The organism is Clostridia bacterium (assembly GCA_016887505.1).
Taxonomy (GTDB): Bacteria; Bacillota; TC1; order TC1; family UBA5767; genus UBA5767.
In genome coordinates, this window is sequence record CP069393.1 from 560,668 (window position 1) to 586,999 (window position 26,332).

The following is a 26,332-nucleotide window of genomic DNA, read 5'->3' on the forward strand; positions in this document are numbered from 1 at the left end:
GAGTATGAAAGAATTGATGGAACTACATAAAAGAATCTGCGAATGCAGGAAATGCAGTCTATGTGAAACGAGAGTTATGCCGGTGGTTGATGATATACCGGAAAATACAATTCGTCTTATGTTGATTGGAGAGGCACCAGGAGGCCATGAGGCTACTATTTCTGGACGTCCATTCTCTGGTCAGGCTGGTGAAATTCTTGATGATTTTTTGCATACTATTAATCTAGAACGTAAGGTATTGTATGTTAGTAATCTGGTAAAATGTCGCCCAGTAAAGCCATCAAAGAGGCCTCGTTATGGTTTGTATGCCAACCGCAAGCCGAGTAGGGAAGAAGTGCAGGAATGCTCTATTTTTCTAGAAAAAGAAGTACAAATATTGGAACCAGAGCTGCTTGTAACGCTAGGTAAGACACCTTTGGAATGGTGCTTGGGAAGAACAATATCCATGAAGGATGTTCACGGACAGATGCTTTATTCAGATATACTTCATAGACAAGTTTACGCCATGTATCATCCTGCTAGTCTGATATATAATCGCGCATTAGCTTCAAAATATACTGAAGATTTGGAAAGACTTAGTAGTTGGCTTCATGAAGGGGCAATTAGGGAAATATAATGAAAATATTTGCGATATCTGATTTACATTTGTCATTGGGGACAGATAAACCCATGAATATATTTGGAAATAATTGGGAGAATCATTCTCAAAAAATTGCAACAGACTGGTTGGGGCAGGTGAGCGATGACGATTTGGTCTTGCTGCCAGGTGATCATTCTTGGGGGTTGAAACTTGCTGAAGCCGTGCCCGATTTAGATTTTATTGGAAAATTGCCTGGGCAGAAGGTTTTGATTAAGGGAAACCACGATCTTTGGTGGCAAAGTAAAAAAAAGCTCTTAGCTGTAATGCACCCCAGTATGCATATTCTTCAGAATGATACTTATGTTTACAATGAATGGACAATCTGTGGAACAAGGGGTTGGAGTGTACCAATGGATGACAAATTTAGTCCTGAAGACCGTAAGGTCTATATGCGGGAGCTATTGCGTCTAAAAATGTCACTAGACAAGGCAGACAAGGACAAACCCATCATTGCCATGCTTCATTATCCACCAGTCAGTGCAAGTGGTGTACCGAATGAATTTGCTAAACTGTTGGAAGAATATGGTGTGAAAATTTGCATATATGGGCATTTGCACGGTGCGATGACTCGGATTGCTTTTGAGGGGGAGCTTCATGGTGTACAGTATCATTTGGTATCTGCTGACCATTTGGGATTTAAGCTCAAGAGATTATTATGAATCTTCCTTGTTTGCTTAAGCTACTTGTCATATAATACATGTAGTCATGTGATAAATAAGGAGGAAAAAAGATGTATAATTTATGTGTTGTCGGCGGTGGCCCAGGTGGCTACGTTGCAGCAATTCGCGCTGCTCAATTGGGAGCAAAAGTAGTATTGATAGAAAAAGAATGGTTGGGAGGAACTTGTCTGAATGTTGGATGTATTCCTACCAAGGCTTTAGTAGCATCCACATCAGTACTTTCTGACATCAAAAATGCAGCTAGCTTCGGTATCGAAGTGGAAGGTGTAGGCTTTGATTTCAAAAAGATGATGGAACGTAAAGACAAGATTGTAAGCCAATTGGTTGGCGGTGTTGGATTTCTAATGAAGAAAAACAATGTTGATGTAATTGATGGAACAGCCAAATTGATTGGTAAGAATGCAGTAGAAGTAACTACACCAGATGGTACACAAACTGTTGAAGCTGAAAATATCATCTTGGCAACCGGTTCAGAAGCTGCCTTGATTAAAGCGCTTAGCTATGACGGTAAAAATGTAATTACGTCTAAGGAAGCATTAAGCCTGACCGAGGTTCCTAAAAGTATGTTGGTTATCGGCGGTGGCGTCATTGGCTGTGAATTTGCCATGATTTATGCTGAACTTGGAGTAAAAGTGACCATTGTAGAAGCCTTGGACAGAATCCTGCCTATGGTAGATCCTGAAATTTCCAAACGGATGACTACGATGCTCAAGAAAAAAAGAATCAAGATTTCTACAGGCAAGCTTATTACTGGCGTTGAAGTTGCTGATGGAAGTATCAAAGCAACTTTGGAAAGTGGTAAAGAAGTAGAAGCTGAAAAAGCATTAATTTCCATCGGTAGAACCTTCAACTCTAAAGGTTTGGGTCTTGAGGAAACTGGGGTTGAGATTGGTCAGCGTGGTGAAATCGTAGTTGACGAATACTTAAAAACCAATGTTGAGAATATTTATGCTATTGGGGACGTAACCAACAAGATACAATTAGCACACGTAGCAAGTGCCCAAGGTATCGTTTGTGTTGAAAATATGTTTAAAGATGGACCAGCAATAGCCATGAAATACGATGTAGTTCCTAGCTGTATCTTTACCAGCCCAGAAATTGCTACCGTAGGTATCTCTGAAGCAGAAGCTGAAGAGAAGGGCATCGAAATTGCTATCGGTAAGTTCGATTTCAAAGCTAGTGGAAAAGCGCTTTGTATTGGACACAATGATGGCTTTGTTAAAATAATTGCAGATAAGGCTACGGATAAAATTTTAGGTGTTCATATTATGGGCCCTCATGCAACTGATTTGATTGCAGAAGGCGTATTAGCTGTAGAAAAAGGTATTACCGTTGAAGAACTGACAAAAACCATCCATGCACATCCCACATTGTCGGAAAGTGTTATGGAAGCTGCTGAGGCAGTTCATGGGATGTCTATTCATTCATAAGAAACCAAGCCCGGGAAACCGGGCTTTTTTTGGAGGTTTAGGTGATGAAAATTTGTGTATATTCATCTTCTAGTGAAGGATTGGAAGAATCCTATTTCCAGGAGGCTAAGATTTTAGGTAAGTTGCTAGCAGAAAAACAATATGACCTAGTTTACGGCGCCGGGGATTTAGGTCTAATGGGGGCCTGTGCCCGAAGCACCTTTGAATCTGGTGGCAAGGTAATCGGAGTGATACCAGAAGCGTTAAATCGCAAGGGGATTGTATTTGAAAACTGCCAGCAATTGCACGTGACTAAGACCATGCGGGAAAGAAAGGCCATTATGGAAGACTCTGCTGATGCCTTCATCGCTTTGCCTGGTGGTTATGGAACACTTGAAGAATTGTTGGAGGTAATCACTCTCAAACAACTCCAATATCATAAAAAGCCCATCGTCATATTAAATACCAATGATTTTTATGGCAAATTACTGTCTTTTTTTGAACAGATTATTTCTCTTAAATTTGCCAAAGAAGTCTGCCGGGAATTTTACTATGTGGCCAGTGATTCCAAAGATGCTTTACGATACATTGAAGAATTCAAACCTAGCACATATGGGGAGAAGTGGTTTACTTAAGCCGGATAGGTGTATAGTATAATAAAAACTAGGAGGATGCAGAGCTATGAAATTCATTGCTGAATCAATAAATACTAGTATTGAGCGCATCAAAGAAGCCGTTGCGGAAGGTGATTCCAACTATATAAAACGATTGGCTGTAAAACTTGAAAATGCTGGCGCTAGTTACATCGATCTTAATTGTGGCACTAGAATCGGTGACGAGGTTGAGAAGATGACATGGTTGGTGAACCAGGTTCAAGAAGTTAGTAAATTACCACTATGCATTGATAGCCCTAGTCCAGAAGTTATTGAAAGAGGGCTTTCGCTTGCAAAAAACAGGAAGCAACCTATCATTAACTCCATTACTGGAGAAAAGAAACGCATGGATGCTATCATACCGATGATTGGTAAATACAAGGCCAAGGTGATAGGCCTTCTACTTGATGATCAAGGGATGCCAGCTAGTGCAATAGACCGGATTCGTATTGCAGACAACTTAATTCCTGCATTGCTAGGTGCCGGCGTATCACCGGATGACATCATAGTTGATCCAATTGTACGGCCTATCGGAACGGGCGACACTGCGGGGTTGGAGGTATTTGATGCTATCCGAGCCATCAAGGAGCGTTATCCTGAGGTGCATTTCAGCATTGGCCTTAGTAATATATCCCATGGAATTCCAGTTGATGAGATGACCAATCATGCCTTTATGATTATGTGTATCTTGCAGGGACTAGATTACTGTATTGCCAATGTATTGGATGAAAGAGTAAGAGGATATGCTTTGGTTGCGGAGGCATTGACGGCAAAAGATCCCTATTGCGCAAAATTGCTAAAGGGCTTTCGTAAAGGATATTTCCCGGAAACTCAAAACTACTTAGATTTTTAAAGTAGTTGAAGGGCTAGGTATTTGTATTAATTTGAGACAAGGTGTACAATATAAAAAAGTAAATGAAATATTTATTTTTCCAGTTACAGGATTGAAAACCGTAAGGTTTAACAATAGTCGCTTAAGGTGCGACAAACTCAACACTTGTTGAGTAGGGGGGGATAAATAAGAAAGAGACGTGGAATCCACGTCTCTTTCTTATTTATGCTTTTTTATCTTATATTTCTAGAAAACCGGAAACACTATTTTGCATGTCTGCTTTTTCTACGACATCTTGGTGCAGAATAGGCTTTTTATCCAGATCTTTGAGACCAGCTGGAATGGGCATCCCTGACTCTTCAGATAGTTTTGTCAAAAGCGTAATTTCATCTGAATTTCTGACTAAGTCGGCAGAAAGTACTGCCTTGGCAACCGAGGAATTGAACTTAAAAGGGCTAGCTGTCGATACGATAACAGTTCTATGTTCATCGGCAGTATTGGCTTGATATTTGTGATATATATCCATTGCCACGCCTGTATGAGTATCCATTAAATACCCCTTATCCTCATAAGTAGTTTTGATTCTTTGGATGGTTTCTTCATCGTTGCTACAATCCGACCAGAAAAGTTCTTGTATGGTTTTCTTCATTTGGTCATCTACCTGATAAATGCCTTTTTCTGACAGGTCTTGCATATAGCCGCGAACCTTGTTTGCATCCTTGCAAATAAGGAATAACAACCTTTCGAGGTTACTGGATATTAGGATATCCATGGATGGTGAAATAGTTTTGTTAAAGGCACGGTTTCGGTCATAGACACCTGTATTGATAAAATCTGTTAGAACGTTATTCTTGTTGGCAGCACAGACTAGGCGGTGGATGGGAAGACCCATCTGTTTAGCAAAATAGCCAGCTAGGATATTACCAAAATTGCCAGTAGGTACCACGAAGTTTATTTCTTCCCCTAATTCAATTTCTTGACGTTTAAGGAGGTCACAATAACTGGAAAAATAGTAAACGATTTGTGGAGCTAAGCGTCCCCAATTGATAGAATTGGCGGAAGAAAAACGGTACTGTTTTTCTTCTAGCTGAGCTCGCAAGTTTTCATCTGAAAAAATCTTTTTAACACCAGTCTGGGTATCATCAAAATTGCCTTTGACAGCAATGACTTTTACATTGTCACCTTCTTGGGTAATCATCTGCAGCTTTTGTATCTCACTGACCCCAGCATCAGGATAGAAGACTAAAATTTTAGTATGGTCTACATCTTTGAAACCGGATAAAGCAGCCTTACCAGTATCACCAGAGGTTGCGACAAGGATAACATAGGTGTAATCATCATTTTGCAATGAGGCTGAACTCATTAATAGATGGGGTAGTATTTGCAGTGCAATATCTTTGAAAGCGCAGGTAGGACCATGGTAAAGTTCTAATACGCTGATTTTTTCTGTTAATTTGACTAAAGGCGCAACGTCTGGATGATCGAATGATCTTTCATTGTAGGCATTATGCACACAATTTGAAAGTACATCCTTAGGAAAGTCATCTAAGAAAAGCGATAAAATGGACAGAGCCTTTTCTTGATAGGACTGATCTTTCATTTTGTCTATTTGCTGAAGCGAGAGTTTTGGAATGCTATCAGGTGTGAAAAGTCCACCATCGATGGCCAGACCAGCCAGGATAGCTTCTGCGGCACTGTGGGTCGCTTTGCCATCTCTCGTACTTTGATACAACATGTTATTTCCTCCTCAATATGATATCTTAGTAATCGTAACAGATTTGATGTTACTTGTTAAGATGTTACTTGCTATGATTCGCGTTTTATAAAGCGAGTGGGAAGTTCAATATTCCTAGATCCCTTGGATGCATCCTCAATGGAGAGAAGTAACTCATGTGCAGCCATTTCACCAAGTTCAATATTGGGATATGAAATGGATGATAGGGATGGAATCATTACATCGTTATACTTTGAATTTTCCCCTGCAACAACGGAAACCTCATCTGGAACAAGGAGGCCCAATTCATGCAGTGCTCTTAGTGTGCCCATAGCCAAAGCCTCATTGGCAGCATAGATTCCTTGTGGCATAGAATTTTTCATAGAAAGAACAGCCTTTCGGCTACTTTCAGGATCTTCCATAGGGAAAGAGAATATATTTTCTGGTAGTACGGTAATATTTTTCTTTTTGAGCTCCTCAACCAAAAGGTCACAACGGCGTTTACTGAATAAAAATTCCATTTCACCAGGAATAATAGCTACATTTTGAACTTGTGATTCGGCAAAATGGGATGCAACTTGTTTCATAGCGCTTCGTTCTTCCACATATACGGTTGTGATATTTTCAAGGGGGCCCTTGTCAATAACTACTAGAGGACATTGAAGGATGCTTTGTATTGAGCTACAATAATCCTTTTCATGTAGATAAGAACCTGCTAAAATTAAACCATCCATAAAAATGTTGGGTCGTTTTTCTTGTAGAAAATCCATAAAGTTGGCCATCTTATCCATGCTTTTACTGATATTGATGATGCTCAGCATATAGCCAGCTTCGAACAGAACTTTTTCTGCACCTTGAGTGATATCCATCATGAATTGGTTATCGATGCTATTGATTAGAAGAGTAATGCTTTTTGTTCTGCTATTAATCAGGTTTCTCGCGAATGGATTGCCTGTATAGTTGTTTTCTTGCATGACTTTTCTGATTTTTAACAAAGTTTCCGGCTTAACCTTTTCCGGTCTATTCATTGCTCTTGATACAGTAGCAACGGAAACGTTTGCGAGTTTTGCTATTTCACGAATATTCATGAAGTCCTCCTTTGAGGTTCTATGGGTATTATAGCAAAAAACAATGAGGGGGAAAATGAAATGAGAAAAGAAGATGTATTGTTTGTCAAAGATATGCGGTTTTGGGGAACACACGGTTATTTTCAAGAAGAAAACAAACTTGGACAAGAGTTCATCATCGATATTGAAGCAATAATCGATATGACCGACATGTGTGAAAAAGATGAGTTTGTTTGGGAAATAAGCTATGTGGCTCTGTTTAAGGCAGCTAAGAAGGTTGTTGAAGGTGAGGAACACAAGCTGATTCAACGCATGGCCTACCGTATTATTGAAGAAGTGTTTGCTGATACGCCAGCTTCTAAAGTGAGCGTAACTGTCAAGAAACCCAGTGCGCCACTCGGCGGTATTTTCGACCACGCTGGTTGCATCATCGAAAGAACTAGAGAAGAGATGCAATAACTGACAGCAAGTGAATAGAATCGTGGCAACACAAAAGGTCTACCCCTTCCTCGGAAGGGGTTTTTTTAGATATATAAAACAGTTGAAGGAGGCTTAGCAAATTCACCGAAGATAAAGCTAGGATAGTTTTTATGTTGCGGAGATATAGGGAGATAATAAATGAAGAAAGTTGTATATGACAAGCATTACCAGAATGAAAACTATTTTGGTAAACCCTATTCGGGACTAGTGGATTTCTTTTCCAATTATGAACCGAAGTGCAGGGTGCTTGATTTAGGATGTGGTCAGGGCAGAGATTCTCTTGTGCTTGCTCGTATGGGATACCAAGTAACGGGTGTAGATATATCAAGTGTTGGCATTTCGCAAATGAATAGAACGGCAGCGCTAGAAAATTTGGCAGTAAGAGGAATAATTGGAGATGTTTACACGTATCGTATTGATGAGTCTTATGATATGGTTCTATTAGATTCAATGTTTCATTTTTATACTAAAGACCGAAAAAAAGAGAAAGAATTGTTGCTACGGATTTTATCGGAATTAAAAACGGATGGAGTTCTATGTAATTTCATGCAAAAAGGGCAAGAAAGAGAAAAATATTATGAGAAAATTCTAGCTGAGTCAGGTCATCAGTTGGTCACCATAGTGGAAGGGTATACTGAATACCTAGAATTTGCGGATGCATTCCATATGCATATTGTAAAAAAGATATAGAACATTGAATTAAGTTTGTTTAATGATACGAGCTGAAGAAGGATAAGCTTGACTAAATTTATTTGACATAATTGTAAAGAGGCAGGAGATAAGGTATGGATACTAAATTTGTAAAATTGATGGTAGTAATGGGTGTGATGTTTGTGTCAGTGGTGGCCCTTGTTGTAAAATCAGCTAGTGCACCTTTGATTACAACTGCTTTTTTTAGATTGTTTTTTACAGTGCTTATTATGCTTCCCGTGGTGGTAGCCAAAAACAACCGAAATACATATTTTCCCCAAAAGGAACTATTGCTATCCATATTGAGTGGACTAATATTGGGGGTACACTTTTTTGGCTGGTTTGTCGCCCTGGATTATACGACTGTGGCAAATGCTACAGTGATAGTAGATGCTAGTTCTGTTTTTACACTTTTGGGAGGGCATCTTTTTCTAAACGACAAGATGACGAAGAAAGAGACAATCTGTGTGATGGCGACCTTTGTAGGTGCAATACTCTTAACCTACCGTTCCTTATCCTTTGCATCAAATGAATATATAGGCATTCTACTTTCGGTGATGTCATCAGTGACCTTATCCATTTATATGCTAATTGGTAGAAGAGTTCGGCGTACTATTTCCAATTTGAACTATACTTTTGTAGTCTATCTTTTTGGTTCCATTTTTTTAGCAGCATGTACAATGATTATGGAAGGAACCTTTACAGGTTTTCCCAAAAGCAACTACCTGATATTCCTATATTTGGCTATTTTTCCGACACTCCTAGGACATAGCATATTTTCTTGGTCACTCAAATACATAAAGGCTTCTTTCTCCGCTACGATGTTACTATTTGTTCCAGTAGTATCCATTATTGGAGCCTATTTCCTGTTTGATGAGTTGCCATTGCCAGAACAGTTTGTAGGTGCCGGTATTATCATTCTTAGCCTTTTTGCATTCACGCTAGGGAAGGATGAGGCTAGGAAAAATTTAGATTCTGACAAGGAAGAAAAAGGGATCAACTAGTTGATTGGTGTAGGGAAGATTTGAGCCTTTTTAAGAGTAGATCCGTTGTGGCTCAAAAGATGAAATAGTCGAAGCAATATATAACAATAATTGGAAAATTAACGATTGTTATTGTTCTAGAGGTCTTTTCATTTAGAGATAATTACGGTATAATGCTAATACAGTATGTTGCATGCATCATACAGGAGGAGATGATTATGACTGCGAATATCCATTGTCTGACCAAAGGTGAATACGTATATAGGGTTTTGAAGGACCGTATTTTTTCTGGTGAGATGGTTAAAGATAAGACGTATACTGTTGTTGAAATAGCTGAAGAATTGAAGGTTAGTAGAACTCCTGTAAGTGAAGCAGTGAAAATTCTTACTTCACAAGGGTACTTAATGATGTTACCCGCGGTGGGATTTAGAGTGAAGGAACTCACCTTTGAGGAAATCAATGAAATATTGTTAATCAGCTCTGCTTTGGAACGACTGGCATTGCAACAGATTATTCAAAAAGGAACAGAGGTTGATACTGAAGCCTTGAATAAGAATTTGGATGATTGTATATCGGCTATTAAAAATAAAGATGTAGATGAGTATGCTCGCCTATCTGATGAATTTCACAATCATATTTATGGAGCGGCAGATTTGCCGAAGCTATTAGATGTGATGGAAAGCATTAGTATACACGAAGCCTATTATCAGGAATCCGTGTTACGCAATCCTGAATCACTCATCACTCTTATAGAAGATCACAAGCTTTTATTGAAAATAGTAGAACAAAAACGTATCGATGATGTAGATGGATTTCTTGAACGACATGTCTGTAATTGCCTAAAGACACACGAAATCTATCTTAAATAGTTTTTGCAAAAAAACAATAGTGGGAAACCACGAGGAGGTATGTATGAAAAGGTTTGATGGTAAGGTTGCAATCGTAACTGGAGCAGGACAAGGACTTGGTGCTCAGTATGCCAAGGATTTTGCTGCAGACGGCGCACAAGTAATTGCTGTGGATATGAATCCAGACACTTTAAAAAATGTAGCATCTGAGATTGAAGAACAAGGTGGCAAAGTTGCTACTTATGTCTTGGATATCACCAACTACGAGGGTGTGGTTGCTATGGTGGATGAAGTGGTAGCTAAGTTTGGCTCAGCTGATATTCTCATCAACAATGCAGCTGTACATAGAGCAGTAGAAGTATCTGAGATGAGCAAAGCTGACTGGGACTTGCAGATTAATGTGGACTTGAATGGTTCTTTCTATTGTACCAGAGCTTGTCTTCCTTATATGCTTGAAAGAAAATATGGCAAGATTATTAATATTGCATCAGCATCTGCTAAAGTATATTTCCCAGGATTTGGTGGATATGCTGCAGCTAAAGGCGGTTTGGTAAGCTTTACGCATACCTTACAAGAAGAAGTTAAATTCGATAACATCAATGTGAATGCCATATATTTGGGCATGACCAACACAGAGTATACTCGTGCTAGAATGAATGAACATGCATCTGTGACCATTCCTCTAGAAGATATGATGCAGCCACCTGAAGTTTCAAAAGTAGTTACATGGTTAGCTTCAGATGAAGCAGCTCCTATCAAAGGCGCAGCTATTGACGTATTTGGCAACCACTACTAGGAGGTATTATGGCTAAACAAGTAAGTATCAACCAAATGGCGGCTAAAATCGTCAAAGAGGAAATAATACCTTACGAAGCAAAGCTTGGTGTTGAAGTGCATAAGATGGATTGTGGTGCAACTTTGATTGACATGGGATTGAATGTAAAAGGAAGCTGGGAGGCTGGACTTCTGTTTACTCGTGTAACCACAGGAGATATGGCCACAGTACAGTTAGGTCGTTGGAGACTAGACGATGAGATTTCATTTGCAGGGTTGGAAATTTTTACCGAAAGCCCTCTCATCGCTTGCTTGGGTTCACAAATTGCGGGTTGGCAGTTGGGCTCAGGCGAGTTTGCAACCATAGGATCTGGTCCTGCGAGAGCACAGGCTGTAGTTGAAAGTGATATGTATTTTGAGATGACAGATTACAGAGACCATAATGAAGAAGTGGTTCTTTGCATCCAGGACATAAAACTTCCTTCCGATGATATTGCGAAAGAAGTTGCTAAAGAATGTGGTGTAGACCCTAAAAATGTATATCTGCTACTCGCGCCAAGCGCTTGTCTGGTTGGATCTATTCAGGTCACAGCTAGAATTTTAGAGCAGGTTTGTCACAAAATGCATGAAAAGGGTTTCCCTGTAGAAAAAGTTGTAAATTGTTGGGGTAGTGGTCCCATCGCACCAGTAGTAAATGATGAAGTGAAAGCGATGGGTCGTATCAATGATGCTATTCTATATGGCGGAGAAGTTGAGTTTTGGGTGGATGCAGACGATGTGGAAATTGCCAAGGTTGTACACCAACTAGTTTCCAATACATCCTCGCCGTATTATCCTGAACCATTTGAGGCTGTGTTTGAAGCAGCAGGCAAAGATTTTTACTATATTGATCACGATTTCCACTCCATTGCGAAAATACAGATACACAATGTTCGAACCGGAAAATGTTTTGTTGGCGGTAAGCTAAACAAAGATGTTATTCGTGAGACGTTTCTTAAGTAGAAAGAGAGAGAAAGGGGTAAAGTTATGGCTTTAACAAAAGATCGTCTATGGAAAGTATATAGAGATATGGTACTAATCCGTAGATTCGAGGAAGAAGTTGAGAAGTACGCACAAAACGGAACCATTCCTGGTTTCATCCACTTGTCCATCGGACAGGAGGCAGCACAAGCTGGTGTAGTAGAAGCACTAAAGCAAACTGACTACAAGTTCCCTGACCACCGTGGCCATGGTGCTATCGTTCTTTCTTCTCCAGAAGAGAGAAGAAAAAACTGCATGTCTGAAATTTTTGCAAAAGAAACCGGTATCAACCACGGACGTGGCGGTTCAATGCACGTGAATGATTTGGATGCAAGAAATATGGGATTCAATGGCATTCAAGGTTCAACAGTAGTAACTTGCTTAGGAACAGCATTTGATTCTTATTACCGTAAAGCAAACAAGATGGAAGGCTGGGAGTCTGACGATAGAGATCTTGATGTAACAGCAGTATTCATGGGAGATGGTACTTTGGGAGAAGGAACCTGTCACGAATCCATGAACATGGCTGCTACTTGGAAATTGCCAATCATTTACTGCTTGATCAACAACCAGTATGCAATTTCTACACACTACACAGAATCACACCCACAAAAGCAATTGGCTACTTGGGGCGAAGGCTATGAAGTTCCTAGCTTTACAGTAGACGGAAACGACATCGAAGCTGTAATCGAAGTGGTTGAAAAAGCTGCTGAACGTGCTAGAAAAGGCGAAGGCCCAACTTTGATTGAATTTATGACCTATCGCTGGCAGGGTCACTTCTCCGGAGACCCCGCAGCCTACAGACCTGATGGCGAATTGGAAGCGTGGAAGGAAAAATGTCCACTAGTATTAGCCAAGAAAAAGCTGATGGAAGTACACGGTTATTCAGAAGAAGAGCTGGATGCTTTGCATGCTGAAGTAGAAGAAGAAATTCAAGGTTATGTAAAATTCTCTTTGGAATCACCCTCACCCAAAGCTGAGGATGCAGTGAAATTTGTTTACATGGACCGTGAAGTGGAGGGAAGATAATGACTAGAAAGATATCATTTTCCGGCGCTATAAACGAAGCCCTGCATCAGGAGATGGAACGGGACGAAACAGTATTTATTTTAGGCGAAGACGTAGCTAAAATGGGCGGTGACTTTGGTATTACCAAAGGAATTTGGCTGAAATGGCCTCATCGTGCATATGACACTGCTCTTTCAGAACAAGCCATTTTAGGACTTTGTAATGGTGCAGCTGTCTGTGGCCTTAAACCAGTAGCTGAATTGATGTTTGCTGATTTTGTTGGTGTTTGTTATGACCAATTAGTCAACAATGCAGCAAAACTTTGCTATATGTATGATGGACAAGCTTCAGCACAAATTGTGGTTCGTGCGGTAACTGGCGGAGGAATTCGTTGTGCTTATCACCATTCACAATGTATCGAACCTTGGTTGATGAACATCCCTGGTTTGGTCATTGTAGCACCATCCAACGCATACGAAGCAAAAGGACTCTTGGTTAGTGCAATCCGTAACCCGAACCCAGTAGTATTCTTAGAGCATAAATTGCTTTACAATACAAAAGCTGAAGTGCCTGAAGAACTCTATGATATTGAGTTATATAAGGCAAAAGTGGTTAAAGAAGGAACTGACATCACAATGGTCGCAGCTATGACCATGATGGCCTTTGCAGAAAAAGCTGCTAAAGAATTAGAAAAAGAAGGCATCAGCGTAGAAATCGTTAATCCATTGACCATCTTCCCTCTAGACAAGGAAACCATTGTGGATTCCGTTGCTAAGACCGGACGTTTGGTTGTGGTACAAGAAGGACCTAAAGTAATGGGCTATGCCGCTGAAATCGGAGCTATGGTAGTAGAAGATATCTTCGAATACCTGAAGGCACCAATAAGACGTGTAACATCCTTGGATGTACCTGTGCCTTTTGCACCAGTACAAGAAGATTATGTATTGCCACAGTATGACGAAGTAATCAAGGCTTGCCACGAAGTAATGACATTTTAAGATAGATAGATTGATGTAAGGTCAAACCTTACGATATTAGGTAAATCGCTGGCGGGAAAACTCCGCTAGCGATTCCTTGATTAAGGAGGATAATATGGCAACGGTAATTACTATGCCAAGATATGGCGCAAATATGGAAGAAGGTACCGTGGCTTCCTGGATGGTAGAAGAAGGCGACACCGTAGAAGAAGGCGACATTATCGGTGAAATCGCTATCGAGAAATTATCAAACGATCTAGAATCTCCCGTTACAGGAACGGTACTAAAACTTGTAGCCAAAGAAGAAGAAACACTAGCCTGTGGAGAAACAATCGCCATTATTGGTGAAGAAGATGAAGATATTTCAAGCCTACTAGGCAACAATGCGGACGAGGCAAGTACGGCCACTAGTTCAGGAAACTATGTGGTAGTAGAAATGCCCCGTTATGGTGCTAACATGGAAGAAGGCACCGTAGCAGAATGGTTTGTAGAAGTTGGAGATGAAGTTGAAGAGGGAGAAGCAATTGGTGAGATTGCCATTGAAAAACTCTCTAATGAGTTATTGGCACCGATTGGTGGTACGGTACTTAAACTGATTGCAGCAACGGAAGAAACCTTGGTATGTGGAGCACCAATCGCTATAATTGGTGAAGCCGGAGTAGATGTATCGGATTTTGATGCAAATAAAAGTGAAGCTCCCACAGCTAGTGGAAACGGTGGAACAGACGGAACAATCATAGAAATGCCGCGTTATGGAGCCAATATGGAAGAAGGCACCATAGCTGAATGGTTTGTGGATGAAGGCGACGAAGTAGAAGAAGGCGATGCGATCGGTGAAATTGCCATCGAAAAATTGTCCAATGAGTTGCTAGCACCAGTCAGCGGTGTCGTAAGAAAAATTTTGGCACAAGCTGAAGAAACCTTAGCCTGTGGTGAACCCATTGCAATCATTGCTGATGAAGATGCGGATATTTCAGGTTTATTAGAAGCAAAGGGCTCTCCTGTAGTGAATGAAGCAGTTCCCGCAGAAGAGACAAAACCAGTAGCAAAAGTGGAAACAAGAGAACCTGTTGGTGAAGTTCGTATTACACCTAAGGCCTTGGATTTGGCAGAAAAAGAAAACATCGATTACCGGGCAATAGTCGGAACGGGCAGACATGGCGATATCACCAGGGAAGATGTAAGAAATTATATTGCATCTGGAGCAGCAAAACCCGCTCCTGCAACTGCAAAGGCATTAAATGAAGATGTGAAGGCTACCCCCAAAGCGGCGGTATTAGCAGAAGAATTGGCTATCGATATTCGTAGCATAAAAGGCACTGGAAGACATGGTATGGTGACACGTGAAGATATACGTGCTGGAATTGCAGCAGGCACCGCAAGTAAATTGAATGCTTGTACAGCAGAAACATCCCTACCAAGCATGAGCTTTGGAAAACCTGAAGCCAGCCGTGTTAAGATGACAGAAATGCAAAAAGTAATTTCCAAATCCATGATGAGTAGTTTGCAAGAAACAGCACAGACTACCATTTCTATGGATATGGATGTAAATAATATGGTGAAAGCCTATAAAGCGCACAAAGAGGCCTATAAGGCTAACAATGTGAAACTTAGCTACACAGCTATTTTAATCAAGGCTGTGGCGATGGCTATGATTGAGCACCAATCTCTGAGAACTAGCATCGTTGGAAATGAGTTCGTGACTACGGATAAAATTAATATTGGTGTAGCCATTGATGTTCCTGGCGGTTTAGTAGTTCCAAGCATTAAAAACGCAAATGAAAAGAGTGTGAGCGCGATTGCTGTAGAATTGGCTGATTTAGCAAAGAGAGCCAAGGAAAATGCCTTAACGATGGATGAAATGAGTGGAAGTACATTCTCTATTACCAACTTGGGTATGTTTGGCATCAAGTACTTCACACCTGTGCTGAATCCACCTGAAAGCGGAATACTGGGTGTTGGAACACTAGTAGAACAGCCAGTTGTAAAAGATGGTGGTATATTCATGAGCCACGTTATGAACTTTAGTTTGACACACGATCATAGGATTGTGAATGGCGCACCAGCTGCTCGCTTCCTGAATGCGATAAAAGAGATTCTGGCAAGGTCGGAAGAATTACTTTAATATTAGGGATGCTTAGGCATCCCTTTTTAAAAATGAGGTGAAAAAATGATTAGTGTTAACGAGAATGCCATGCCAATGGTTAAAGACTTAATTAAAAGAGCAGCATCCCTAGGATGTGAATACAAAAAATTGAAAAATGGTGCTCATGTTGTGGACATGGGAATCAATGTACCTGGTGGATGGGAAGCAGCACGTATCTTTACAGAAATCAATATGGCTTGTCTAGGAACATGTAATTATCATGACTACCAACTTAGTGAGACATACAGTGTGCCGGCTGTTGAAGTCTATTGCGACAATCCATTATTGGGATGTTTGGCTTCGCAAATCGCAGGTTATCCTTTAGGTTCGGGAGATTTTGCTGCAATTGGTTCAGGACCAGCCAGAGCACAGGCAGCACTGAAAGAGGATCATTGTTTTGAGTATACAGATTACCGTGACCATCATCATGAGGTTGTAATCGGTGTTCAAGCAAATGAATTACCAGATGAAGCCATGGCTGAAAAGGTTGCTGCAGATTGTAAGGTAAAACCAGAAAATGTTTATCTTTTGGCGCACAATACTACCTGTATTGTAGCTAGTGTGCAAGTATCAGCACGAATTATGGAACAGACAATTAACAAGATGATTGCCAAAGGTTTTGATTTGAATACGATACAGTTTTCTAGAGGATTATGTGTCGTTGCACCAGTTGTCTTTGATGATGATGATGCGATGGGAAAAATCAATGACTGCTTGTTATATGGTGGAAAATCTGAGTTTTGGGTACGTTGGGAAGATGAAAAAATTGAGAAAATTCTTCCACAATTGGTTACCGAACACAGCAAAGATTATGGTACGTTGTTTAAAAAACTATTCTTAGCGGCTGAACGTGATTTTTATAAAATGGATTTAGATATTCATTCTCCTGCAGAAGTTACTATCTACAACATGAATACAGGGAATGTTTTCCACGCAGGAAAAATACGCAAAGATTTGATGATAAAGAGTCTATTCAATAATTGTAATCAATAAAAGAAATTGGCAGATGGATTAAATCTAGCTGCCAATTTTTATTGATAATTGCGGATTCTAATGTTGATATAGTCATTTTTCTAAACCATATTGAATTGCAGCCTGGTGCAGCTAAGAACGAAATCCACTTAATTGACTCCTGAATTAAGACGAATTCAATTTTTTGTCGATTAAATTGGTTATTTTTCATGTATTTATGATAATATATAAATCGTGAAAATAATTGACGCACTATCTAAGAGATTGGGGTATATCTATGAGTGATTTTTTTGTTGGTATTTTCTATAATGCCAGCTTACTTATAACATTAAGCTTTTTCTTTGCAAATATAACACTAAAAAAGGATGAACCTTATCGAATAGTCAAAATGATAGGTGCAGGATTATTTATTGGTATCGTCGGCATTTCGCTTATGCTCAATCCAATGTTCCTTTTACCTGGTGTATTTTTTGACACTAGGACAATTCTCTTGACTGTGACTGGATTCTTCTTTGGTTTAGTACCCACACTAGTGGCAAGCATCATAACCGTTATCTTCAGATTGACGCTAGGTGGAGTAGGAGCCTATATCGGTTCACTGACCATTATTTTGGCCTCAGTCTGTGGCCTTATATTTAGAAAAATTCGCTATCAAAAAATCATGACTAAAAAATGCTCAATTTTAGATTTTTATCTTCTAGGGCTAATTGTTCATGTATTGATGGTTAGTTCCTTATTACTTTTGCCGGTGCATGGTTTTAATATTGCCAAGAAGGTTGCTTTTCCAGTCATTCTTTTGTACCCGTTGGTATTAACGCTGATTTCTCAAGTAATTAAAAAACTGCAGGAAAATGCGCGAATCAAAATGGAATTGAAAGATAGTGAGGAAACTTGCAAACTCTACCTTAGTGCTTCACCATATGGAATTTTTGTGATTGACTTTAATGAGAGTATTACGGAAATCAATCCTAAGATCACAGAGTTATTTAAGGCTGAGAGAAACGATATGTTGGGCAGAAGAATTACGGATTTATTTGATGATAAGCAAGGCAATCTGATTCATGAACATTTTTTAAAAACAAGATTTGAGGATGATGAAACGGATTTAACGATTGAGTATATTGAACCGGACAGTTCGAAACGAATTTTCAGATTAAAAACGGTCTTAATCAAAGAACAGAAGATTTTAGGGTATCTTGATGATATAACATCGGAAGAATTGCTACGCAAAAAAATTGAGTTCTTAAACTATCATGATAGTCTAACCGGAGTCTATAATCGAAGATTTTTTGAAGAAGAATGTAAGAGATTAAATGTAGCGAGAAAAATGCCTTTGGGTATTGTAATTGGGGATGTAAATGGACTGAAGATTACCAATGATGGCTTTGGCCACCTTTCTGGCGATGAGCTCATAAAGAAAGCTTCGGAGGCTATGCAGAAATCTCTTCGAAAAGAAGATATTATGGCTAGATGGGGTGGAGATGAATTCATTATTTTGCTACCAAATACCGGTTACAAGGACACACTGAATATCATTGACCGAATCCAAAATAATATGTCTGAAGTGGTAACGGAAACAGGAATTTTATCGATTTCTTTTGGGCTGGCTGTGAAAAAAAGTCAAGACGAGGATTTTGAGGATATTTTCCGCAAAGCAGAAGATGCCATGTATCGCCAGAAAATGCACGACAGTCCAAGTGCTAAGAATATTACGCTGCGGACTATTATCAATTCATTGTACAATGCGTGTCCAAGAGAAGAAGAACATTCGAAAGGCGTGGCAAATTATGCCAAACGTTTAAGTATGGCACTCGGTCATGATGCTCGATTCCAAAAAGACGCAGAAGTTGCTGGACGACTTCACGACATAGGAAAAATTGCAGTAGGACAAGATATTCTGGATAAAACAAAAGAATTGACGAAAGAAGATTGGCATGAATTGCGCAAACATCCAGAAGTCGGCTACCGAATTCTGCAGAATGTTTCGACCTTGGGTGATGTAGCCAATGTAATATTATCTCATCATGAGTGGTATGATGGATCAGGTTACCCACAGGGACTGTATGGTGAGAAAATCCCAGAGATGTCTCGAATTATATCTGTCTGTGATGCCTATGAGGCTATGATAACCGATAAGCCATATAGATCAGCCCTAACAAAAGAAGTAGCAAAAGAAGAGCTTAAAAAGCAGATGGGAACACAGTTTGATCCTACAATTACGAGAGTGTTTTTGGATGAAGTACTAAAAGATGAATAGAAAAAAGAGCCTCAGGTGAGGCTCTTTTTTTTACCTAGTAACCATGTTACAATAAACATATCAAATTAGTATAAATATATGTTTAGAAAGGGCAAAATGACACCTAGAGAAAAACAAATACTGGAAATGATTCGAGAAAACCCTGTGGTATCTCAAAATGAACTTGCTAGAAGATTGGATATTACGAGAGCCTCTGTCGGTGTTCATATCAGTAATTTGACCAAAAAAGGATACTTGCTTGGAAAGGGGTATATCGTAAGCGAAAGTCATCCGATTACAGTAATTGGAGGTGCGAATATGGATATCCATGCCATGCCAAAAAGTAGTATGGTTATGCACGATTCTAATCCAGGCAATATCTCGATGGCTTTGGGTGGGGTAGCAAGGAATATAAGTGAAAATTTGGCACTCTTGGGTATGGATGTACGTTTAGTTAGTGCAGTTGGAGAGGATGCGTTTGGTGAGCGAATCATACGCAATGCGTTAGTGCGTAATATCAATATAAAGGATATTATTCAAAGCAAGACAGGAAGTACGTCCATATATAGTTATGTAAATGATTTGGATGGAGATTTATTAGTGGCAGTTTCGGATATGGAGATTCTGAACAACTTGGATGTTAATTTTTTCAAAAACAGGTTGCCCAAAATTGATAATTCTAAGATCACAGTCATAGAAGCCAACCTTCCACAAGACAGTATTTCCTATCTTTGTAAAAATTTAAGAAAAACAAAAATTGTAGCAGATACTGTTTCAACAACCAAGGCGAGGAAACTAATACCGGTGCTTGCAAATATATATTTACTCAAACCAAACCTACTAGAAGCAGAAGTAATATTGGGCCATCAAATAAAAACCAAAACAGAAATCATTGAAGCTGGAGATGAATTCTTAGAAAGAGGAGTCGAAAAAATTATCATTACCTTAGGGAAAGACGGTATCTATTATGCTGATGAAGTTCATAGCTATTTTTTGAAACCGAGGGTAGATAAGGTTGTCAATACGAATGGGTCTGGAGATGCGTTTCTAGCGTCATTGGTATTTGCCCTCCATGAGGGCTACGATACCAAAAGAATGTTAGACTTTGCTCTTTCAGGTGCAGCCTTAACAAGTATGAGTGAAGAAACAATAAATCCAGAAATAAGCTTAGAACGTGTAGAGGAAATGGAGAGGAGAACTCAAGTTGTCTAATTATCTAAAAGTATCAAATGAGGTTAAAGAAGCTTTGCTTAGCAATAAACCAGTAGTGGCTCTAGAATCGACCATCATATCTCATGGTATGCCCTATCCTCAGAATGTTGAAACAGCATTACGCGTCGAGGAAATTATCCGAAAGGAAGGCGCCACTCCGGCAACAATAGGAATTATCAAGGGTAAACTGACAGCTGGACTATCTGAAAATGAAATTGAGTATTTGGGTAAAAATGCTAACCAAGTAGTTAAAGTCAGCAGAAGGGATCTTCCAGTGGTTGTATCCAGAAAGCAAGACGGTGCGACTACTGTCGCTACAACCATGATTATTGCCAAGATGGCAGGCATTCAATTTTTTGCTACAGGAGGAGTCGGTGGCGTGCACCGGGGTGCAAATATAAGTTTTGACATATCTGCTGACTTGATGGAACTAGCAGAGACTGAGGTTGTAGTAATCAGTGCTGGGATTAAGTCAATACTAGATATCCGGGCAACGCTCGAGGTCTTGGAAACGCAGGGCGTTACAGTTGTTAGCTATCAATGCGATCATTTACCGGCGTTCTATCTTCGTGATAGCGGATTTGCAGTAGATGCTAGAGTAGATACACCTGAGGAGTTAGCCCAAATGGTGCATGCAAAATGGAATATGGGACTAAAAGGTGGCATGCTGATTGGCAATCCAGTACCCAAAGAATATGAAGAACAGAAGGGTAGGGTAGAAGGTGCTATTAATATGGCACTTGAAGAATTGAAAAGCAGTGACATCAAGGGTAAGGACGCGACACCCTTTCTTCTTAAACGAGTTAAAGACCTTACCAACGGAGAGAGCTTAAATACCAACATACAATTGGTTTATAACAATGCAAGATTAGCGGCGCAAGTTGCAAAAATATATTGCTCCAGTCAAGAAGATTAAGATGTTTTACCATTGTTAGCAGATCTATTTTGCAAATTTGGAAGGATAATCCTCTAAAATCTTGAAATTTATCTGTGATATCTAAAAGAATGCAGTATGGATTGGTTTATCCGTTATGACGGTTTCATCTTTTAGGACGAAAAAGGAATAACAGATAATCAAAATAGTTTGTTCAAGGAGGAGCTATGAAAGATATGTTTAAAGTTTCAACCAAAACCATTGTTGCTACGGGTTTGGGAGCTGCCATTTTTATGCTTTTATTTATGTATGTTAAAGTGCCTTCTCCCGTGCCTGAGACTAGTTTTCAGACAGCTTATGGTCTAGGGGCTTTTTTTGCTACCTTATTTGGACCCATTGCGGGTGCCTTGATTGCTTTTATTGGACATGCTCTTAGTGATGCTGTTCAGTATGGATCACCGTGGTGGAGTTGGGTTATCGCATCTGGTGTTGCTGGCTTTATCTTTGGTTTTGCATTTAAGAAAACTTCTGTCGAAGAAGGTATATTTGGAACGAAGGACATCATAAGATTTAATGCAATTCAAATTATTGGCAACTTAATTGCTTGGGTTATCGTTGCCCCTGTGCTGGATATCTTGATTTATGCAGAACCTGTGAATCTTGTGTTTACGCAAGGCATCATTGCCGCAGTCATGAACTCGATTAGTGCAGGAGTTATAGGAACGTTGTTACTGATTGCTTATGCACAAACTAGAACAAAAGAAGGTAGCTTGACCAAGGAATAGGAAAAGGCAGGAGTATTTTATGACGAATAAACCAATCATTTCCTTTAAAAATTTCACCTTCCAGTATTATAGTCAGGCAGAACCGACCCTCTATGATATAAATCTGGATATTTACCCAGGTGAGAAAATATTGATAGTTGGACCCAGTGGAAGCGGCAAAAGTACACTGGGTCATTGTTTAAATGGCTTGATTCCCTTCTCATATAAAGGCAATAGCACGGGCTCTTTGACAATCAAGAATCAAGAAACAAACGAGTTGGATATATTTACGCTATCGAAAATGATCGGTACGGTGCTCCAAGATGCAGACGGTCAGTTTGTTGGTTTGACAGTGGGAGAGGATATTGCCTTTGCCATGGAAAATGACTGCGTTGATAATGAAACAATGCACGAAAGAGTTAAGAAAGTATCAGAAATGGTAGATATGGATAATTTACTGACCAGTTCTCCCTTTGAACTTTCAGGTGGTCAGAAGCAAAGGACTTCTTTGGCAGGTGTCATGATTGATGATGTTGATATACTGCTGTTTGATGAACCGCTGGCTAACCTTGACCCCTTGACAGGTAAAGTAGCCATTGAAATCATTGATGATATTCAAAAACGTTCCGGTAAGACAGTTATAATTATAGAACACCGCCTCGAAGATGTATTACATCGCCATGTTGACAGAATTCTCGTTGTAAATGAAGGAAGAATCATTGCTGATGAGAATGCTCATCGTTTGGTATCTTCTTCCACACTAACGAATACTGGTATTCGCGAGCCCTTATATGTCACTGCCTTGAAATTGGCAGGTGTATCTGTAACACCGGAGATGTTGCCGGGTCAAATTACGAGTATCAAGACAGAACGCGTTGCAGAGGATGTTAAGAATTGGTTTAATAGACAAGTTAAAATGACACCTGAAAAACAGGGTGAATCCCTTCTAACTATGGATAATATATCCTTTTCATATGATGGGGTAACCCCTATTCTTAAGAATATTTGTTTTGATATTAAGGTAGGAGAAATGGTATCCATTGTAGGAAAAAATGGTGCTGGCAAGTCAACCATATCCAAAATACTCTGTGGCTTTGAGGCTGAAGACGAGGGAAGGGTATTCATAAAAGGCAAAGATATTCGTAACCTAAGCATCAAGGAAAGAGCAGAAACGATTGGATTGGTAATGCAAAATCCCAATCAGATGATTTCGAAACCAATGATTTATGATGAGGTTGCTTTAGGCTTGCGCTTGAGAGGAGTAGCAGAGGACGTAATTGAGTCTAGAGTTCAGGAAGTTCTTACGGTTTGTGGACTGGCTCCTTTTATTAAGTGGCCAATTTCAGCACTAAGTTATGGACAAAAGAAAAGGGTGACGATTGCATCCATATTGGTGATGAACCCAGATATATTAATACTGGATGAACCAACTGCTGGTCAAGATTACAAGCACTACAGTGAAATAATGGAATTTTTGGTAAAAATCAATCAGACAGGGGTGACCGTAATTATGATTACCCATGATATGCATCTGATGCTTGAATATACACCTAGAGCCATTGTGCTAGCTGGTGGTGAAATTATTGCTGATACGAGTGCTTCGTCTGTTCTTACTGATATGGACATCATCAATCAAGCAAATTTGAAAGAAACCTCTTTGTTTAACCTAGCTCAAATGGTAGGAATTGCCGATGAGACAGCCTTTGTTCAGTCCTTTATTGATGCGGAAAGGAGGCTGCGTAATCATGAAAATGAAACTTTTTAGCTACAACCTTGTAGATACCTTTGTCCACCGTTTATCAGGTATGACCAAGCTAATTTGCTTTCTATTGCTCACGTTTGCAGTAATGTTTTCCTATGATATACGAGTCATTCTTTTTGTTATGTTTTTCTCTTTGGCTATTTTAAAGATATCTTTAATAAAATATCGGCAGATTCGCCTTATGGTAATCTATGTAGCCATATTTGTCATTACAAATGCAATAATAACTTATTTATTTGCTCCTGAATATGGTGTCGAAATTTATGGAACTCGTCATGAACTTGTGCATCTTATTGGACGATATTCTATAACGTTAGAGCAATTATTCTATCAAGTAACCAAACTGATCAAATATGCATCCGTCATACCGCTCGGTATCATCTTCTTATTGACCACCAATCCTAGTGAGTTTGCTTCCTCCTTGAATGGAGTGGGTGTCCACTACAAGGCAGCCTATGCAGTAGAATTGACCTTGCGTTATTTTCCTGATGTTCAGCGAGAATATCACGATATCAGTCAAGCCCAACAGGCACGAGGATTAAATTTATCCTCTAAGACAAAACTAGGTACAAGATTTAAAAATTCTCTACAAATTATAATACCCTTGATTTTTTCAACGTTAGATCGTATTGAAATGATCTCCAATGCCATGGATCTTCGTGGATTTGGAAAACATAATAAGAGGACTTGGTATAATCAACGCAGGATGACAAGAGAAGATTTCCTTGCTATTTCAATTTCAACCGCCATCTTTTTATTAACCATTGCCGTATCAGTATTTGTAAATCAAAGTAGATTTTTTAATCCATTCGTTTAGGAGGGAATATGAAACCGATTTTAGTATTTCAAACCGATTTTACCTATAAGGAAGGTGCTGTTTGCGCCATGTATGGTGTCGTAAAGAGCGTTGATCGAGAGCTAGAAATTATGGATGGAACCCACGAGATACCCCAATACGATACGTGGAGTGCATCGTACAGATTGTTTCAATCTATGAAATTTTGGCCGAAAGGTACCGTCTTTGTTTCAGTAGTGGACCCAGGTGTTGGCACCACCAGAAAAGCAGCCGTGGCAAAAACCACAGACGGGTACTATGTGGTGACACCAGATAATGGTTCCCTGACACATTTGAAGAAATGGGTGGGAATAGAGGAGATACGAGAGATAGATGAGTCAGTCAATCGACTAAAGGGGAAGAATACAGAGGGTGTAGCAATATTCCATGGTAGAGACCTTTTCGGGTACTGTGCAGCTAAACTGGCGAGTGGGATCATTCGTTTTGATGAGGTTGGTCCAAGCTATCCTGTAGCTGAAATAGTAGAACATGAAATAAATGTTCCAACAATAAAAGATGGTGTGCTGCTTGGCCATATTGAGATTGGAGACCCAAATTTTGGGAATCTTTGGACAAATATTCCATTAGAATTAATGAATGAAGCGGGATTTGAATATGGGGATTATCTGCATTTAAAGATATTCTTTGAAGGCAAAGAACGATTTAATGATGTACTTCTTTTTGAAAAATCTTTTGGCTTTACAGATAAGGGACAACCCATTATTTACAATAACGAACTGATGCGCATTGCTTTGGCTGTGAGCCAAGGAAGCTTTGAAAAACAGTTTGGCATTGAATCGGGCACAGGATGGACATTGGAATTAGGAAAAGCAGAAAATGTTGCTTGAAAGCTGTTGCCAAGAATAGTTTAAACGAAAATGATTCACGGGGTAGGAGGAATTTGAAATGAATAAACTGTTGGTTTTCCAAAGCGACTTTGGTTTGGTTGACGGTGCGGTGGCTGCAATGTATGGAGTAGCTCATGAGGTAGATCGAGAATTAAAAACATATGATTTGACACACGATATTAAACCATTCAATATTTGGGAAGCAAGTTACAGACTGTTTCAAGCTCTTGAATACTGGCCAACGGACACTGTTTTTGTATCTGTTGTAGATCCTGGTGTAGGTTCTTCTAGGAAAAGTGTTGTTGCAAAGACTTCTAAAGGTCAGCTAATTGTAACACCAGATAACGGTACTTTGACACATTTGAAAAAGTTTGTTGGAATTACAGAAGTGAGGGAAATTGAAGAGTCAAAACACAGACGTAAGGACTCAGAACATTCCCATACTTTTCATGGGCGAGATGTCTATGCCTACACTGGTGCCAAGCTAGCTTCTGAGGCTATAAGCTTTGAAGAAGTTGGACGTGAGCTTTCAGTAACAGAAATTGTGGAGGTAGTACTTGGAGAAGTAATTAAAACAGAGGATGGCATCCAAGGGAGCATTGATATATTGGATGTGCGTTTTGGATCTTTGTGGACAAATATTTTATGGGAAGATTTCAATGAGATGGGTTTCAAATACCAAGATAAGATAGAAGTTATCATAAAGAATGGCCCAACCATGGTCTATAATAACCGAATAACATTTGGTAAATCTTTTGCAGACGTTTATGCAAGTGAACCAATTATCTATATTAATTCACTGTACCGTGTGGCTGTAGCCATCAATCAAGGAAATTTTGCACGTGCCTATAATATAGGAACCGGAATACACTGGACTATAGAATTTAGAAAGATAGAGGATAAGTGAT

At 39.5% G+C, this 26,332-nt stretch carries 25 protein-coding genes; 23 read left to right on the top strand and 2 right to left on the bottom strand.

Annotated elements, in window-relative coordinates; translation table 11 throughout:
* Positions 1–4: 4 nt before the first annotated feature.
* From JR334_02750 to JR334_02770, 5 genes are all read left to right on the top strand, one after another.
* A complete protein-coding gene (locus tag JR334_02750) occupies positions 5–616 on the top strand; it encodes a uracil-DNA glycosylase (protein ID QRN86159.1) in 612 nt (203 codons plus the stop codon).
* Positions 616–1,299 carry a metallophosphoesterase gene (locus JR334_02755; protein QRN86160.1) on the top strand — a complete coding sequence of 228 codons (684 nt, stop codon included), beginning with the start codon at positions 616–618 and terminating at the stop codon, positions 1,297–1,299. Before JR334_02750 ends, JR334_02755 begins: the two co-directional genes overlap by 1 nt.
* A 71-nt stretch (positions 1,300–1,370) precedes the next feature.
* Complete coding sequence (gene lpdA, locus JR334_02760) at positions 1,371–2,750, top strand: dihydrolipoyl dehydrogenase (protein QRN86161.1); 1,380 nt, start codon at positions 1,371–1,373, stop codon at positions 2,748–2,750.
* A gap of 41 nt (positions 2,751–2,791) precedes the next feature.
* Positions 2,792–3,364 carry a TIGR00730 family Rossman fold protein gene (locus JR334_02765; GenBank protein ID QRN86162.1) on the top strand — a complete coding sequence of 191 codons (573 nt, stop codon included), beginning with the start codon at positions 2,792–2,794 and terminating at the stop codon, positions 3,362–3,364.
* Positions 3,365–3,410: 46 nt separating this feature from the next.
* The gene (locus tag JR334_02770; GenBank protein QRN86163.1) at positions 3,411–4,235 is read left to right on the top strand and encodes a dihydropteroate synthase; all 825 of its coding nucleotides are present in this window, start codon (positions 3,411–3,413) and stop codon (positions 4,233–4,235) included.
* A gap of 217 nt (positions 4,236–4,452) precedes the next feature.
* Here JR334_02770 and JR334_02775 read toward each other — a convergent pair whose 3' ends face one another.
* Both JR334_02775 and JR334_02780 read right to left on the bottom strand, forming a co-directional pair.
* A complete protein-coding gene (locus JR334_02775) occupies positions 4,453–5,949 on the bottom strand; it encodes a threonine synthase (protein ID QRN86164.1) in 1,497 nt (498 codons plus the stop codon).
* Between the two features lie 71 nt (positions 5,950–6,020).
* A complete protein-coding gene (locus JR334_02780; protein QRN86165.1) occupies positions 6,021–7,016 on the bottom strand; it encodes a LacI family DNA-binding transcriptional regulator in 996 nt (331 codons plus the stop codon).
* 60 nt (positions 7,017–7,076) lie between these two features.
* On the opposite strand from JR334_02780, the gene folB reads away from it, so the two are divergent.
* The 18 genes from folB (at position 7,077) to JR334_02870 (ending at position 26,331) form a co-directional block, all read left to right on the top strand.
* Positions 7,077–7,454, top strand: coding sequence for a dihydroneopterin aldolase (gene folB / locus JR334_02785; protein QRN86166.1), 378 nt, complete (start codon positions 7,077–7,079; stop codon positions 7,452–7,454).
* A gap of 159 nt (positions 7,455–7,613) precedes the next feature.
* The gene (locus JR334_02790) at positions 7,614–8,165 is read left to right on the top strand and encodes a methyltransferase domain-containing protein (GenBank protein QRN86167.1); all 552 of its coding nucleotides are present in this window, start codon (positions 7,614–7,616) and stop codon (positions 8,163–8,165) included.
* A 95-nt stretch (positions 8,166–8,260) separates the two neighbouring features.
* A complete protein-coding gene (locus JR334_02795) occupies positions 8,261–9,169 on the top strand; it encodes an EamA family transporter (GenBank protein ID QRN86168.1) in 909 nt (302 codons plus the stop codon).
* A 197-nt stretch (positions 9,170–9,366) separates the two neighbouring features.
* Positions 9,367–10,017 (top strand): GntR family transcriptional regulator, encoded by a 651-nt coding sequence (locus tag JR334_02800; GenBank protein QRN86169.1) that lies wholly within the window; start codon positions 9,367–9,369, stop codon positions 10,015–10,017.
* Between the two features lie 43 nt (positions 10,018–10,060).
* Entirely contained in the window at positions 10,061–10,792 is a 732-nt protein-coding gene (locus JR334_02805) for an SDR family oxidoreductase (protein ID QRN86170.1), read from the top strand.
* Between the two features lie 8 nt (positions 10,793–10,800).
* Positions 10,801–11,772, top strand: a complete 972-nt coding sequence (locus JR334_02810) for a methenyltetrahydromethanopterin cyclohydrolase (protein QRN86171.1) — start codon at positions 10,801–10,803, stop codon at positions 11,770–11,772.
* Positions 11,773–11,796: 24 nt separating this feature from the next.
* Entirely contained in the window at positions 11,797–12,819 is a 1,023-nt protein-coding gene (locus JR334_02815) for a thiamine pyrophosphate-dependent dehydrogenase E1 component subunit alpha (GenBank protein ID QRN86172.1), read from the top strand.
* On the top strand, positions 12,819–13,796 hold the full coding sequence (locus tag JR334_02820; GenBank protein QRN86173.1) for an alpha-ketoacid dehydrogenase subunit beta: 978 nt from the start codon (positions 12,819–12,821) through the stop codon (positions 13,794–13,796). The genes JR334_02815 and JR334_02820 overlap by 1 nt, the downstream gene beginning before the upstream one ends.
* A gap of 94 nt (positions 13,797–13,890) precedes the next feature.
* Positions 13,891–15,900: a 2-oxo acid dehydrogenase subunit E2 gene (locus tag JR334_02825; GenBank protein QRN86174.1), complete on the top strand. Its 2,010-nt coding sequence runs from the start codon at positions 13,891–13,893 to the stop codon at positions 15,898–15,900.
* Between the two features lie 45 nt (positions 15,901–15,945).
* On the top strand, positions 15,946–16,914 hold the full coding sequence (locus JR334_02830) for a methenyltetrahydromethanopterin cyclohydrolase (protein ID QRN86175.1): 969 nt from the start codon (positions 15,946–15,948) through the stop codon (positions 16,912–16,914).
* Positions 16,915–17,170: 256 nt separating this feature from the next.
* On the top strand, positions 17,171–19,150 hold the full coding sequence (locus JR334_02835; GenBank protein ID QRN86176.1) for a diguanylate cyclase: 1,980 nt from the start codon (positions 17,171–17,173) through the stop codon (positions 19,148–19,150).
* A gap of 78 nt (positions 19,151–19,228) precedes the next feature.
* Positions 19,229–20,341 carry a winged helix-turn-helix transcriptional regulator gene (locus JR334_02840; protein QRN86177.1) on the top strand — a complete coding sequence of 371 codons (1,113 nt, stop codon included), beginning with the start codon at positions 19,229–19,231 and terminating at the stop codon, positions 20,339–20,341.
* Positions 20,334–21,257, top strand: coding sequence for a pseudouridine-5'-phosphate glycosidase (locus JR334_02845; protein QRN86178.1), 924 nt, complete (start codon positions 20,334–20,336; stop codon positions 21,255–21,257). Before JR334_02840 ends, JR334_02845 begins: the two co-directional genes overlap by 8 nt.
* A gap of 185 nt (positions 21,258–21,442) precedes the next feature.
* Positions 21,443–22,000, top strand: a complete 558-nt coding sequence (locus JR334_02850) for an ECF-type riboflavin transporter substrate-binding protein (GenBank protein QRN86179.1) — start codon at positions 21,443–21,445, stop codon at positions 21,998–22,000.
* Positions 22,001–22,019: 19 nt separating this feature from the next.
* Entirely contained in the window at positions 22,020–23,744 is a 1,725-nt protein-coding gene (locus JR334_02855; protein ID QRN86180.1) for an ABC transporter ATP-binding protein, read from the top strand.
* Positions 23,725–24,558 carry an energy-coupling factor transporter transmembrane protein EcfT gene (locus JR334_02860; GenBank protein ID QRN86181.1) on the top strand — a complete coding sequence of 278 codons (834 nt, stop codon included), beginning with the start codon at positions 23,725–23,727 and terminating at the stop codon, positions 24,556–24,558. Before JR334_02855 ends, JR334_02860 begins: the two co-directional genes overlap by 20 nt.
* A gap of 8 nt (positions 24,559–24,566) precedes the next feature.
* On the top strand, positions 24,567–25,424 hold the full coding sequence (locus JR334_02865) for an SAM-dependent chlorinase/fluorinase (GenBank protein QRN86182.1): 858 nt from the start codon (positions 24,567–24,569) through the stop codon (positions 25,422–25,424).
* A 58-nt stretch (positions 25,425–25,482) separates the two neighbouring features.
* On the top strand, positions 25,483–26,331 hold the full coding sequence (locus JR334_02870; protein ID QRN86183.1) for an S-adenosyl-l-methionine hydroxide adenosyltransferase family protein: 849 nt from the start codon (positions 25,483–25,485) through the stop codon (positions 26,329–26,331).
* Position 26,332: the final 1 nt, after the last annotated feature.

What these genes read in the sequence shown, in the direction of transcription:
- JR334_02790 (QRN86167.1), top strand. Translation starts at nt 7,614, where the DNA reads ATGAAGAAAGTTGTATATGACAAGCATTACCAGAATGAAAACTATTTT.
- JR334_02770 (QRN86163.1), top strand. Translation starts at nt 3,411, where the DNA reads ATGAAATTCATTGCTGAATCAATAAATACTAGTATTGAGCGCATCAAA.
- JR334_02850 (QRN86179.1), top strand. Translation starts at nt 21,443, where the DNA reads ATGAAAGATATGTTTAAAGTTTCAACCAAAACCATTGTTGCTACGGGT.
- folB (QRN86166.1), top strand. Translation starts at nt 7,077, where the DNA reads ATGAGAAAAGAAGATGTATTGTTTGTCAAAGATATGCGGTTTTGGGGA.
- JR334_02835 (QRN86176.1), top strand. Translation starts at nt 17,171, where the DNA reads ATGAGTGATTTTTTTGTTGGTATTTTCTATAATGCCAGCTTACTTATA.
- lpdA (QRN86161.1), top strand. Translation starts at nt 1,371, where the DNA reads ATGTATAATTTATGTGTTGTCGGCGGTGGCCCAGGTGGCTACGTTGCA.
- JR334_02820 (QRN86173.1), top strand. Translation starts at nt 12,819, where the DNA reads ATGACTAGAAAGATATCATTTTCCGGCGCTATAAACGAAGCCCTGCAT.
- JR334_02775 (QRN86164.1), bottom strand. Translation starts at nt 5,949, where the DNA reads ATGTTGTATCAAAGTACGAGAGATGGCAAAGCGACCCACAGTGCCGCA.
- JR334_02840 (QRN86177.1), top strand. Translation starts at nt 19,229, where the DNA reads ATGTTTAGAAAGGGCAAAATGACACCTAGAGAAAAACAAATACTGGAA.
- JR334_02870 (QRN86183.1), top strand. Translation starts at nt 25,483, where the DNA reads ATGAATAAACTGTTGGTTTTCCAAAGCGACTTTGGTTTGGTTGACGGT.
- JR334_02830 (QRN86175.1), top strand. Translation starts at nt 15,946, where the DNA reads ATGATTAGTGTTAACGAGAATGCCATGCCAATGGTTAAAGACTTAATT.
- JR334_02855 (QRN86180.1), top strand. Translation starts at nt 22,020, where the DNA reads ATGACGAATAAACCAATCATTTCCTTTAAAAATTTCACCTTCCAGTAT.
- JR334_02795 (QRN86168.1), top strand. Translation starts at nt 8,261, where the DNA reads ATGGATACTAAATTTGTAAAATTGATGGTAGTAATGGGTGTGATGTTT.
- JR334_02755 (QRN86160.1), top strand. Translation starts at nt 616, where the DNA reads ATGAAAATATTTGCGATATCTGATTTACATTTGTCATTGGGGACAGAT.
- JR334_02800 (QRN86169.1), top strand. Translation starts at nt 9,367, where the DNA reads ATGACTGCGAATATCCATTGTCTGACCAAAGGTGAATACGTATATAGG.
- JR334_02860 (QRN86181.1), top strand. Translation starts at nt 23,725, where the DNA reads ATGAAAATGAAACTTTTTAGCTACAACCTTGTAGATACCTTTGTCCAC.
- JR334_02825 (QRN86174.1), top strand. Translation starts at nt 13,891, where the DNA reads ATGGCAACGGTAATTACTATGCCAAGATATGGCGCAAATATGGAAGAA.
- JR334_02780 (QRN86165.1), bottom strand. Translation starts at nt 7,016, where the DNA reads ATGAATATTCGTGAAATAGCAAAACTCGCAAACGTTTCCGTTGCTACT.
- JR334_02805 (QRN86170.1), top strand. Translation starts at nt 10,061, where the DNA reads ATGAAAAGGTTTGATGGTAAGGTTGCAATCGTAACTGGAGCAGGACAA.
- JR334_02815 (QRN86172.1), top strand. Translation starts at nt 11,797, where the DNA reads ATGGCTTTAACAAAAGATCGTCTATGGAAAGTATATAGAGATATGGTA.
- JR334_02810 (QRN86171.1), top strand. Translation starts at nt 10,801, where the DNA reads ATGGCTAAACAAGTAAGTATCAACCAAATGGCGGCTAAAATCGTCAAA.
- JR334_02750 (QRN86159.1), top strand. Translation starts at nt 5, where the DNA reads ATGAAAGAATTGATGGAACTACATAAAAGAATCTGCGAATGCAGGAAA.
- JR334_02865 (QRN86182.1), top strand. Translation starts at nt 24,567, where the DNA reads ATGAAACCGATTTTAGTATTTCAAACCGATTTTACCTATAAGGAAGGT.